Here is an 11,107-nt window from a genome sequence, read left to right as displayed (position 1 = left end):
GCCAATATCGACTGGACCGGCGTCACCACCATCATCGGCTTCATCGCGCTGGCCTTCTGGCTGCGGCACATCACCGGGATGGGGTGAGGAGAGTGAGTAGAAATTAGTCAGTGGTGAGCAGAGAACCCCAGTCCGGGGATCCACTCACTGCTCACTACCGACCACCAACTCACAAATCCTCGAACCTTTTGCCGCGTCGGCGCCACTGATCTCCAGAGGCGAATGGTCGCCTCGATCAAGGATCAAGGAGATCATCATGTTCAAGCGCACGCTCACTTCCGCTCTCGTGGCCGGCTTTATCGCAACGGGCGCGCTGGCCGCCACGGTGCAGACGTCCTCGGCTCATCCGATGCACCATCATCATCACCACCATCACCATCACGGCTACGGTTACGGCTATGGCTATGGCGACGATGACGACTATGGCTATGGTGACTACTGGTGGTACCACCATCATCATCACCACCACCATGGGGTGGTCGTCATCCTTTGACGCCAAAAGCTCTCGCTTTCGAAGGGCGGCTCCGGCCGCCCTTTTGCATTTGTCGTTCAGCTGGCCAATAGCGAGCCGGCAAGAGCTGGCCGCTCCTGCGCCAAAAAATCAGAAAAAATCTTCGAACCTTCTTCGTTGCCGCCGCGACAGATGATCAAGAGGCGGATGGATCGCCTCGGTCAACCAAACCAAGGAGATCGTCATGTTCAAGCGCACACTCGTTTCCGGCCTCATCGCAGCCACCGTCGCCATCAGCATGCTGGCGGGCAGCATTCAACCTTCGGCGGCGCATCCGCTGCATCACCACTACGGCCTCGGTATCGGCATCGCCGCCGGCGTCGGCGGTTTCGTCCTGGGCAGCATGCTTGCCCAGCAGGAGCAGCCGCGCACCGTCTACGTCGAGGAAGACGGCGGCTCGTGGCACGTCCGCCGCTGCATGGCCCGCTACCCCAGCTACGATCCGGACTCGAACACCTATATCGGCTACGACGGCTACGAGCACTACTGCCGCCTCTGAGAGCAGGCGCGCCAACGACGGAAAGAGGGGCTGTTCGCAGCCCCTTTTCGTATGGGGGCGATCGGTCTTCTAGCCTCGGTCGGGAGTGGCCAGCCCGGCCGCGCGGCAGGTGCCGTTGACGAGGCTCATATCCGCCGGTTGGTCCCCGATCGCGACGAGCTCGAATGCGCTTCCCGCATCGGGGTAGATCCTTGCCGCGAACAGCTTGTCGCCATAGGACCCCGTGGGACCCTTGGCGTTGACATGGCCGCAGACCAGGATTTCGCCACGGCCGTTCAGCGTGCGTTCGCCGGCAACCATGCTCCCGAATTTGGCGTTGGCGGGCTCCTGCAAGTGCTGGCGGACGCCCGTGGTGATGATCTCTTCCAGGGCAAGCGAGATCGGGACAGGATTGACCCGCTGGGCGCCGGCATCGGGCTGTGGCGCCGGCGACACGCATCCGCACAGTGAAGCGACGAGCAGGAGCTGGAGTTGTTTCCGCATCGATGCCCTTTTGCATGCGTTCGAACGTTGCGGCAAGCCAACGGTATACAGTGATTTTCGGAGGGACTAGGCTGCCGTCGCAACGCTAATGGAGGGTGGTGGCGTGGACGAGCAGGAGCCTAAGGAAGACCTGGTCGAGACGTCTTTCAGAAACGGCAGCGTAACCACGGTCGGTATCCTGGTGGCGTTTTCGCTTGGTTTCATTACTCACTGGGCAGCCAACCCTATCCCCTGGCGGGCTTATCATCTTGTCGCCGTCGTGCCGATCCTCGTCGGTATCGCGCTGCAGATGCGGGCGCTCGCCATGCTGCTCGACATCACCTCGCTGCAACGGCGGGTCCACGAACGCGCCAACCGGATATTCATCGCCGGTCTCATCTTCACGGCCTGCGGCGTCGGAGGAGCGCTTCTGCTCGACTTCCTCGACATCTCGACCAACAGCGCGCTGCCCGGCGCGTCCTGATCAGCCGGCCGCCACGCCGCCGATCATCTTGGTCACCTCGGCCGCCGCGTCGCGCACCAGCGGACCGATCTCGGCCAGGCGCTCAGGCGTGACGCGAACCGTGGGGCCGGACACCGAAACGCCACCGATCGGCTCGCCGAACTCGTTGAAGATCGCGGCAGCCACGCAGCGCATGCCGGGATGGCGTTCCTCGTCGTCGACCGACCAGCCGCGTCGCTTGATCGTCGCCAGATCGTGGGCCAGCGCGGAGATGTCGGAGAGCGTCCTGTCGGTGTAGCGCTGCAGCCCCGCTTTGCGCAGGATGGCGGCGACGCGTTCCGCATCGAGATGCGCCAGCACCGCCTTGCCGATGCCCGAAGCATGGAAGGAACTGCGCGTGCCCGGGCGGAAGAAGGCGCGGATCGCCTGATGCGTCTCCACCTGACTGACGAAGACCACGCAATCGTCCTCGGCGACGCCAAGATTGGCGGTCTCGCCGGTCTTTTCCATCAACTCCTGCATGACGATGCGTGCGCGGTCGACCAGCTTGCGCCGACGCAGGAAAGCGGCGCCCATGCGGTAGGTCTCGACGCCGATCGACCACAGCTGGTCGGTGGAGTCGAACTCGACCATGCCGTGGCTCTCCAGCGTCGTCAGCATGCGATAGGCGGTGGAGGCTGCGATCCCGCTGCGGGCCGCGATCTCGCTGAGCGACAGGCCGGCGCCCTCGGCGACGATCGCCAGGATGCGCAGCGCCCGGTCGAGCGACTGCACGGCGCCCGTCTCCGACGGTGCATTGAAGGAGCGCGGCCGCCCGCGCTGGCGCTTTTCGGTGGTTTCCATGGCAGCATTCTGGCCCGTTTCTCGCCGGGCGCAATGAAAAAGTTTTTCACTGATTTCCTGGCGGGATTTTGTGGAAAACAAAAAGTGACGCAAAATCAACCAATAAGAGCCGGTTTCTAGAAATGAAAAAATATTCTGAAAAAATTGAAAAATAGAAACGGCGCTGGCATTCTCAAGCCAACCAACGAAGTGGAGGCTGGAAATGGCCAGGATGCGCGCAGTTGACGCCGCGGTTCTCGTTCTCGAAAAGGAAGGCATCACCAACGCCTTTGGCGTGCCGGGCGCGGCGATCAACCCGCTCTATTCGGCGCTGAAGGCGAGGGGCACCATCCGCCATGTTCTTGCACGCCATGTCGAGGGCGCCTCGCACATGGCCGAGGGCTATACGCGGACCAAGGCCGGCAATATCGGGGTCTGCATCGGCACCTCCGGCCCCGCTGGCACCGACATGATCACTGGGCTCTATTCGGCATCGGCCGATTCCATCCCGATACTCTGTATAACGGGCCAAGCTCCCCGCGCGCGCCTCAACAAGGAGGATTTCCAGGCGGTCGACATCGCTTCGATCGCCGCACCTGTCGCCAAGTGGGCGGTCACCGTCATGGAGCCCTATCTGGTGCCGATGGCGCTGCAGAAGGCTTTCCACCTGATGCGCTCCTCGCGGCCCGGCCCGGTCCTCATCGACCTGCCGCTCGACGTGCAACTCGCCGAGATCGAGTTCGACATCGACGCCTACGAGCCGCTTTCCGTGTTCAAGCCGGCGATGACGCGCGTCCAGGCCGAGAAGGCGCTGGCGATGCTCAACGCGGCCGAAAGGCCGCTGATCGTCGCCGGCGGTGGCATCATCAACGCCGATGCCTCCGACCTGCTGATCGAATTCGCCGAGATCACCGGCGTGCCGGTCATCCCGACCCTGATGGGCTGGGGGTCCATCCCCGACGACCACCGGCTGATGGCCGGCATGTGCGGCCTGCAGACATCGCACCGCTACGGCAACGCGACGATGCTGGCGGCCGACTTCGTCTTCGGCATCGGCAACCGCTGGGCCAACCGCCACACCGGTTCGGTCGACGTCTACACCAAGGGCAAGAAGTTCATCCATGTCGACATCGAACCCACCCAGATAGGCCGCGTCTTCGCGCCCGATCTCGGCGTCGTCTCGGATGCAGGTGCTGCGCTGAAGATCCTGCTCGACGTCGCCACCGAGTGGAGGACGGCCGGCAAGCTGCGCGACTGGTCGGGCTGGGCCAAGGAATGCCAGCAGCGCAAGAAGACCATGAAGCGCAAGACCCATTTCGAACAGGTGCCGCTGAAGCCGCAGCGCATCTACGAGGAAATGAACAAGGCCTTCGGCCGCGACACCACCTATGTCACCACGATCGGCCTGTCGCAGATCGCCGGCGCGCAGTTCCTGCATGTCTACAAGCCGCGCAACTGGATCAATTGCGGTCAGGCCGGCCCGCTCGGCTGGACGCTGCCGGCGGCGCTCGGCGTGCGCGCCGCCGATCCGGACCGTGCCATCGTCGCGCTCTCCGGCGACTACGACTTCCAGTTCATGATCGAGGAGTTGGCGGTCGGCGCGCAGCACAAGCTGCCCTACATCCATGTCGTCGTGAACAACGCCTATCTCGGGTTGATCCGCCAGGCGCAGCGCGGCTTCTCGATGGATTACGAGGTGAGCCTTGCCTTCGAGAACGTCAACCGCGCCAACGATCCCGAGGCCGGCTACGGCGTCGACCATGTCGCGGTTGCCGAGGCGATGGGCTGCAAGGCGGTGCGCGTGCGCAAGCCGGAAGAATTCGCCGGCGCCTTCAAGGAAGCGCAACGGCTGATGAAGGAATACCAGGTTCCCGTCGTTCTCGAATTCATCCTCGAGCGCGTCACCAACATTTCCATGGGCACGGAAATCGACAAGATCACAGAGTTCGAGGATCTTGCCGAAAGCCACGAAGACGCGCCTACAGCCATTGTGATGTTGGACTAGGGCGTAGCGGAAAGAAGGAGAAAAAGAATGCCGCGTTTTTCAGCCAATCTGTCGATGCTCTTCGGCGAGCATGAATTCCTCGACCGCTTCGATGCCGCCGCAAGGGCCGGTTTCAAGGGCGTGGAGTATATCGGTCCTTACGATCACGCGCCCGATGTCGTCGCCGCGCGCCTGAAGAAGAACGGCCTGACGCAGGTGCTCTTCAACCTGCCGGCGGGCGACTGGGCAAAGGGCGAGCGCGGCATTGCCGTGCTGCCCGAGCGCGTGCCTGAGTTCCGTCAGGGCGTCGCCAAGGCAATCACCTACGCCCATGCGCTTGGCTGCGAGCAGATCAACTGCCTGGCAGGCATTGCGCCGCAGGGCGTCGACCGCGTCGTTCTTGAGAACGTCTTCGCCGAAAACCTCGCCTTCGCGGCCGAGAAACTGGAGCAGGCCGGCATCAAATTGCTGATCGAGCCGATCAACACCCGCGATATCCCCGGCTTCTTCCTCAACTACACCGACCAGGCGCTGGCGCTTATCGACCGCATCGGCTCGAAGAACATCTTCGTGCAATACGACATCTACCACATGCAGATCATGGAGGGGGATCTCGCCCGCACCATCGAGGCAAACCTCGGCCGCATCGCGCATATCCAGCTTGCGGACAATCCCGGCCGTCATGAACCGGGGACGGGCGAGATCAACTATCCATTCCTCTACGACCATATCGACCGGCTCGGCTATTCCGGCTGGATCGGCGCCGAGTACAAGCCGAAGGCCGGCACCGAGGCCGGGCTCGGCTGGTTCAGGGGATTCGCCGGGCAGGGCAGCGCCGCGGCTTGAGAGCCAGCGCCGAAGCTGCTGATCTCCCCCCAAGTGGGGAGACGGCCGGCAGGCTAGAGGGGGGCGCGAAGGAACGCGACCTCGACAAATTCTGACGGAGATCCAAAATGGAAACCATCGGTTTCATCGGACTTGGCATCATGGGCGCGCCGATGGCGGGGCACCTGCTCGATGCCGGCTATACGGTCGTCGCCAGCGATCATCGCTCGAAGGCACCGACCGATCTCGTGGCCAAGGGGCTGAAGACCGTCACCAGGCATGACGCCGTCGCGAGGGCTGCCGGCATCATCATCACCATGGTCCCCGACACACCGCAGGTGGCGGATGTCCTGTTCGGCGAGAAAAGCGTTGCCGCTGGCCTGTCGAAAGGCAAGCTCGTCATCGACATGAGCTCGATCTCTCCGATCGCCACCAAGGAATTCGCGAAAAAGATCAACGATCTCGGCTGCGATTACCTCGACGCTCCGGTGTCAGGCGGTGAAGTCGGCGCCAAAGCGGCATCGCTCACCATCATGGTCGGCGGCGAGGAAAAGGCGTTCGAGCGCGCCAAGCCGGTCTTCGAGAAGATGGGCAAGAACATCACGCTCGTCGGCCCCAACGGCGTCGGCCAGACCACCAAGGTCGCCAACCAGATCGTCGTGGCGCTGACCATCGAAGCCGTCGGTGAAGCCCTCGTCTTCGCCTCAAAGGCGGGCGCCGATCCGGCCAAGGTCAGGCAGGCGCTGATGGGCGGGCTCGCGGCGTCGCGCATCCTCGAAGTGCATGGCGAGCGCATGATCAAGCGCACCTTCGCGCCGGGCTTCCGCATCGAGCTGCACCAGAAGGATCTCAACCTGGCGCTGGAGGGCGCGAAGGCGCTGGGCGTTTCGCTACCCAACACCTCGACCACCCAGCAGCTGTTCAATTCCTGCGCCGCCAATGGTGGAGCGAAGGAAGATCACTCGGCGCTGGTCAGGGCGCTGGAACGCATGGCGAATTTCGAAGTCGGCAACGAGGCAGCCGAGGCCAAGGGTAAAGCGGCTTAGGCAAAGGCGCGGCGGCGTAACGTTCCCAAGCCGTCCGCTCTTTCCTGTCGGAGAACGGGCTCCCGCATCATCACTGCCGGAGCCCGTTTCTCGTTCCGACAGGCGACTGTCGCTCTAGGTTTAGCCGCGCTTCAAAAATGCGTTTGCGGCATAAAGGCTGACCGCCGCCGCATTCGAGACATTGAGCGAGCGGATGGCGCCAGGCATGTCGAGCCGCGCCAATGTGGTTACCGTCTCGCGGGTCTTCTGCCGCAGGCCCTTGCCTTCGGCGCCCAGGACAAGCGCGACCTTGTCGCCGGCAAAGCTCGATTCGAGCTCGGTCGGTCCGTCGGAATCGAGGCCGATGGTCTGGAAGCCTGCCTCATGCAATTGGCCCAGCGCATCGGCCAGGTTCTTCACCTCGATCTGGTCGATGTGTTCCAGCGCCCCGGACGCCGATTTCGCCAGCACGCCCGATTCCTGCGGGCTGTGGCGAGCCGTGGTGATCAGCGCTCCGGCGCCGAAGGCAACGGCTGAGCGCAGGATCGCGCCGACATTGTGCGGGTCGGTGACCTGGTCGAGCACCAGCACCAGCCGGGTGTCGCCGAGCGCGTCGAGGCGCTTCGCCTTCAGCGGCTCGGCTTCGATCAGCACGCCCTGGTGCACGGCATCCGACCCTGTGATCTTGTCGATGTCCTTCGGCTCGACCAGTTCCGCCTTGAAGGGCAGGGCGGCAAGATCGGCGATCGCCAAGCGCTCGGCGGCATTGCGCGTCACCAGCATTTTCCGGATCTTGCGGCGGGCATTGTCGAGCGCGGCGCGCACCGTGTGCAGGCCGTAGAGCCGCACAAGGCCGTCGGAGGGACCTTCGCCCGGCGGCATGGGCTGGCGCGGCCGGAACGCCGGCGCGCCGCCCGCCTTCTGGTCGCGATGCGCACGCCTAAGCTTGGCGTAGTGTGTGTCCTTCGGGGTGCCCGGCTTGTTGATTTTGTCGTCGCTCATGCGGCTTCTATAGCCGTCCCGTTCGGCTAAGGATACGGGCCGCGACAATTGATGCCGAACATCCTCGAAAAAGCGTGACGGCGGCGGTTGACACCCACCTGCCTTGCCGCCATAAGGCGCTTCGCTGATTTCGGAGAAGATTTCTACTCGGGCTCCGGATCGGCGTGAATGCCTCGTTGCATGGCTCCGGCGGCAGACTGGAGAGGTGCCCGAGTGGTTAAAGGGGACGGACTGTAAATCCGTTGGCTTAGCCTACGTTGGTTCGAATCCAACCCTCTCCACCACTGCCGGCCCGGAAGCCCTGAAACGAAAAGCATCGGAAGTATGCAGCTGTTTTTTCCGGTGCATCTGTGCAGGCGGGTATAGCTCAGTGGTAGAGCAGCAGCCTTCCAAGCTGAATATGCGGGTTCGATTCCCGCTACCCGCTCCAGACCTTCTTTGCCGATGACGACCAAAACGAAAAACGCTGCGCACGGCGGCGCGCAGCGTCTTGGCGTGCATTCTCAGACTAGCCGTTGAAGGCCGAGGCGACCTGGCTGTGCTGTGGGATCTGTCCGTTCGGCGTCAGCTTGTCGACGATGCCGGGCAGCGCTGTGGACAATTGCTGCAGCAATTCCTGCTCGCTCATGCCTGCCCGCTGCGCGATCTCGCTGATGACTTGTGGCCCGAGCGCGGTGCCGAGGTCGTTGGCGTTGATCGGCTGGTTCTGGCCGCTGCCGACCCAGGAGTCGGCGACGTTGCCGTGGCCGGCATCCTTCAACTTGTCGAGCAGGCCGCCCAGTCCGCCGAGCAGGCCGCCATCGGCGGCTGCCCCCGTACCCGCGGGCGCTGGGGCTGGGGCTTGAGGTTGCGCGTCGCTTCTGCCGCTCAGCATCTTGCCGACCAGCAGCGCGCCGACCGCGATCATAAGGGGTTTGGTGATGTTGCCGCCGGGAACGGCATCGTCGAAAAGGCCCATCGTGGATCTCCTTATCCAGCCAAGTCCGCCCGGGCCAGAATGGCGCAAACGGGCGGAATTTCAAGTTCTCTTGAGCTTTTGACAATCATGTGAAAATGATTGGGGCGGCGGGGAAACTGGAGGGAATAATGGGCATTATCAGCTGGATTATCCTCGGCGTGGTCGCCGGCTTCATCGGCAGCAAGATCGTCAACAAGACCGGTCAGGGCATGATCATGGATATCGTGCTCGGCATCGTCGGCGCCATCGTCGGCGGGCTGATCTTCAGCGCTTTCGGCGCTTCGGGCGTCACCGGCCTCAACATCTACAGCCTGATCGTTGCCGTCATCGGCTCGGTCGTGGTGCTCTGGGCCTATCACCAGATCACCGGCAACCGGGCGCTGTAGAAGTCACGGCGGAAGCGGCGGCACCGAGCCGCCGGCGAGGACCAGTTTGCGCCAGTCCGCACCGCGCAGTTGCGTGGGCGGATTCAGAGCCTGATTTGCATTGGTTTGGCGTGGGGCATTGGCATGGTGGTGCGGATCGAAGGGCTTGGTGCCACTTACTATCCGATCCCCAAGAGCGGCACGAGCAGCGTCAAATACGCGTTGATGGCGCTTGACGAGAAACACAACTCGGTCTCTGCCGACCCGGACAATGAAGTCCACGATCACTTGAGGACGGACTGGGTCGACCCGTTCGAGCCGGTTTATGACGGACTCGGCGGCAAGTTCACGGTCGTTCGCGATCCCCTGGAGCGGCTGCTCTCGGCCTATTCCAGCAGGATTCTGGACGTAAACGTCCTGACGCGATCGTCGGCCGACGCGGGATTGCTCGAACACTTCCAGCTGCCGATCAGTCCTGACGTCGAAACTTTCATCCTGAATGTCGAAAAATACTGCGCCAGCTCGCCGGAGATTCAGTTCCACGTCGCGTCGCCGCGCTGCTTCGTCGGCTCCAGCCTGTTCCTGTTCGACCATGTTTTCCGGTTCGAGGAGATGGACAGGGTAGCCGCCTTCCTGTCCTCCATCAGCGGCAAGGCGGTCGCCTTTCCCAAGCTTCAGGTCGCCAGGGCCAGGGTCGCTCCGTCGGACCTGTCGTCGGCCGCGCTGGCGAAGGCCATGCGCTTCTGCCGCTACGACTACGGCTTTCTGATCGACTATTACGATCCGGCGAGATGGGGCGGCATCCCCGGCGGCGACCCGGAAGAAATATCGTCGCTGCACGTGAGAAGCGATCCGACCGCATTTCGCGGGGGCCGCCTCATCTACCCACGAACGCTGCGCAACCTGCTTGACTTCGTCGCCAAGCGTCCGCTGGCAAAAAGGGTCGGGTGATCGGGGTTGCTTCAGGCAACCAACGTCAAACGCCGCCTTCTCTCGTCCAGCGAGACGATGGCGAGGCCGCTCCCGACCACCAGCAGGATGCCGCAGACGGCGAGCGCATTTGGGAATTGCCCGAACACCAGGAGCCCCGAAATCACCGCCCAGACGGTGAAGCAATAATAGAAGGGCGCGACCGCGCTCGTCGGTCCGACACGATAGGCCATGAAGATGAAGAAGTGGCCGAAGATGAGGAACAGGCCGGCTCCGGCGATCAGCAGCAGATGACGTCCTTCGGGCATCACCCATCGCTCGGAAACGAGATGGGCCACGCCCGAGCCGAACAGGACCACGACGACGGCCGAGATGGCGACGATCATGCCGGGCACGTCGGCGCCGACCTTGCGCCCGGCGAGGTCGCGGGCGGCCGACAGGGCCGCGTTGCCGAGCGCAAGCAGGGCGTAAATCGAAATGCCCTGCATTGTCGGCTGCGCCACCATGACCGCGCCGATGAAGCCGAGGCCGATCAGCGCCATGCGCGCGCCGCCGATCCTTTCGCCGAACAGCAAAGACGAGCCGACCAGCATCAACAGGGGAGTGATCTGCCCGAGCGCGGTCGAATCGGCGATCTGCATGTTGGCCAAGGCGACGACGTAGCAGAGGATCGCGGCCAGCTCGAGCAGGTTGCGCCGCAGCACCTTGCGTTCGAGGAGCAGCGGGATCTGCCTGGCATAACCCAGCATGAAAAGCAGCGGCATGCCCCACAGCGTGGCGGCCGCCCCACGCAGGAACAGCACCTCGTAAGGCGGCAGCCCGGCGGTCGCCAGCTTCATCATGGTGTCGTTGACGAGATAGGACCCCGTCGAGACGACCATGAACAGCGGGCCGCGAATATTTGCCGGAATGAACTGCATTCGACGAAGAAACCAGAGCAGCATCGCGTCGGCAATGGGCCAGCCCTGCTTGCGCGGCTCGCACTCGCGATGAAGCCGCCGACGAGCGCGCTCACGCCTCGCTCCAAGCCATTTGAATCCGTGCGCGGCAATCCTATATCCGCGTCACATCCCATGAAATCGGATCGTTGGTTCGGGTCGAGTGAAGAGCGCTCAGCCACAAGGTACTTGTGTTTTTCGGCCGTTGTCGCTAATCGCCCCGCATTCGACTGAACTGATGGCCACGGCCGCCCAAGGAAAGAGACTATGGCAAAAGGTAAATTCGAGCGCACCAAGCCGCATGTGAACATTGGCACGATCGG

Annotated in this window: 13 protein-coding genes and 2 tRNA genes; 9 read left to right on the top strand and 6 right to left on the bottom strand. The window is 63.1% G+C overall.

What is annotated here, in order from left to right:
* Nucleotides 1-235 precede the first annotated feature (235 nt).
* Nucleotides 236-454: a hypothetical protein gene (locus Q0L57_RS34315; RefSeq protein ID WP_366940964.1), complete on the bottom strand. Its 219-nt coding sequence runs from the start codon at nt 452-454 to the stop codon at nt 236-238.
* A gap of 241 nt (nt 455-695) precedes the next feature.
* Here Q0L57_RS34315 and Q0L57_RS29670 point away from each other — a divergent pair, with 241 nt between their 5' ends.
* Entirely contained in the window at nt 696-1,010 is a 315-nt protein-coding gene (locus Q0L57_RS29670) for a BA14K family protein (RefSeq protein WP_296746642.1), read from the top strand.
* A gap of 69 nt (nt 1,011-1,079) precedes the next feature.
* On the opposite strand, the gene Q0L57_RS29665 is transcribed toward Q0L57_RS29670, so the two are convergent.
* The gene (locus tag Q0L57_RS29665) at nt 1,080-1,493 is read right to left on the bottom strand and encodes a hypothetical protein (RefSeq protein WP_296746641.1); all 414 of its coding nucleotides are present in this window, start codon (nt 1,491-1,493) and stop codon (nt 1,080-1,082) included.
* A gap of 103 nt (nt 1,494-1,596) precedes the next feature.
* Here Q0L57_RS29665 and Q0L57_RS29660 point away from each other — a divergent pair, with 103 nt between their 5' ends.
* Nucleotides 1,597-1,956, top strand: a complete 360-nt coding sequence (locus Q0L57_RS29660; protein ID WP_296746640.1) for a hypothetical protein — start codon at nt 1,597-1,599, stop codon at nt 1,954-1,956.
* Here the strand turns inward: Q0L57_RS29660 and bhcR are convergent, their stop codons facing one another.
* Complete coding sequence (bhcR, locus tag Q0L57_RS29655) at nt 1,957-2,778, bottom strand: HTH-type transcriptional regulator BhcR (RefSeq protein ID WP_296746639.1); 822 nt, start codon at nt 2,776-2,778, stop codon at nt 1,957-1,959.
* A 202-nt stretch (nt 2,779-2,980) separates the two neighbouring features.
* On the opposite strand from bhcR, the gene gcl reads away from it, so the two are divergent.
* From gcl to Q0L57_RS29640, 3 genes are all read left to right on the top strand, one after another.
* A complete protein-coding gene (gene gcl, locus Q0L57_RS29650) occupies nt 2,981-4,762 on the top strand; it encodes a glyoxylate carboligase (protein ID WP_296746638.1) in 1,782 nt (593 codons plus the stop codon).
* A gap of 27 nt (nt 4,763-4,789) precedes the next feature.
* Nucleotides 4,790-5,587 (top strand): 2-oxo-tetronate isomerase, encoded by a 798-nt coding sequence (otnI, locus tag Q0L57_RS29645; protein ID WP_296746637.1) that lies wholly within the window; start codon nt 4,790-4,792, stop codon nt 5,585-5,587.
* A 107-nt stretch (nt 5,588-5,694) separates the two neighbouring features.
* The gene (locus Q0L57_RS29640; RefSeq protein ID WP_296746636.1) at nt 5,695-6,612 is read left to right on the top strand and encodes a 2-hydroxy-3-oxopropionate reductase; all 918 of its coding nucleotides are present in this window, start codon (nt 5,695-5,697) and stop codon (nt 6,610-6,612) included.
* A gap of 120 nt (nt 6,613-6,732) precedes the next feature.
* On the opposite strand, the gene Q0L57_RS29635 is transcribed toward Q0L57_RS29640, so the two are convergent.
* Nucleotides 6,733-7,593, bottom strand: a complete 861-nt coding sequence (locus Q0L57_RS29635) for an RNA methyltransferase (RefSeq protein ID WP_296746635.1) — start codon at nt 7,591-7,593, stop codon at nt 6,733-6,735.
* A gap of 199 nt (nt 7,594-7,792) precedes the next feature.
* On the opposite strand from Q0L57_RS29635, the gene Q0L57_RS29630 reads away from it, so the two are divergent.
* Both Q0L57_RS29630 and Q0L57_RS29625 read left to right on the top strand, forming a co-directional pair.
* A tRNA-Tyr gene (locus tag Q0L57_RS29630) sits at nt 7,793-7,877 on the top strand.
* A 72-nt stretch (nt 7,878-7,949) separates the two neighbouring features.
* Nucleotides 7,950-8,023 (top strand) — tRNA-Gly (locus tag Q0L57_RS29625).
* Nucleotides 8,024-8,101: 78 nt separating this feature from the next.
* Here Q0L57_RS29625 and Q0L57_RS29620 read toward each other — a convergent pair.
* A complete protein-coding gene (locus Q0L57_RS29620) occupies nt 8,102-8,551 on the bottom strand; it encodes a YidB family protein (protein WP_296746634.1) in 450 nt (149 codons plus the stop codon).
* A gap of 128 nt (nt 8,552-8,679) precedes the next feature.
* On the opposite strand from Q0L57_RS29620, the gene Q0L57_RS29615 reads away from it, so the two are divergent.
* Nucleotides 8,680-8,937 carry a GlsB/YeaQ/YmgE family stress response membrane protein gene (locus Q0L57_RS29615; RefSeq protein WP_296746633.1) on the top strand — a complete coding sequence of 86 codons (258 nt, stop codon included), beginning with the start codon at nt 8,680-8,682 and terminating at the stop codon, nt 8,935-8,937.
* A 123-nt stretch (nt 8,938-9,060) separates the two neighbouring features.
* The gene (locus tag Q0L57_RS29610; RefSeq protein ID WP_296746632.1) at nt 9,061-9,867 is read left to right on the top strand and encodes a sulfotransferase family 2 domain-containing protein; all 807 of its coding nucleotides are present in this window, start codon (nt 9,061-9,063) and stop codon (nt 9,865-9,867) included.
* Between the two features lie 11 nt (nt 9,868-9,878).
* On the opposite strand, the gene Q0L57_RS29605 is transcribed toward Q0L57_RS29610, so the two are convergent.
* Nucleotides 9,879-10,766 (bottom strand): DMT family transporter, encoded by an 888-nt coding sequence (locus Q0L57_RS29605; RefSeq protein WP_296746631.1) that lies wholly within the window; start codon nt 10,764-10,766, stop codon nt 9,879-9,881.
* Nucleotides 10,767-11,107 lie beyond the last annotated feature (341 nt).

Origin of the sequence: Mesorhizobium sp., from assembly GCF_024509055.1 — a bacterium.
Taxonomy (GTDB): Bacteria; Pseudomonadota; Alphaproteobacteria; order Rhizobiales; family Rhizobiaceae; genus Mesorhizobium.
This window is presented reverse-complemented; position numbering and strand designations above follow the sequence as displayed.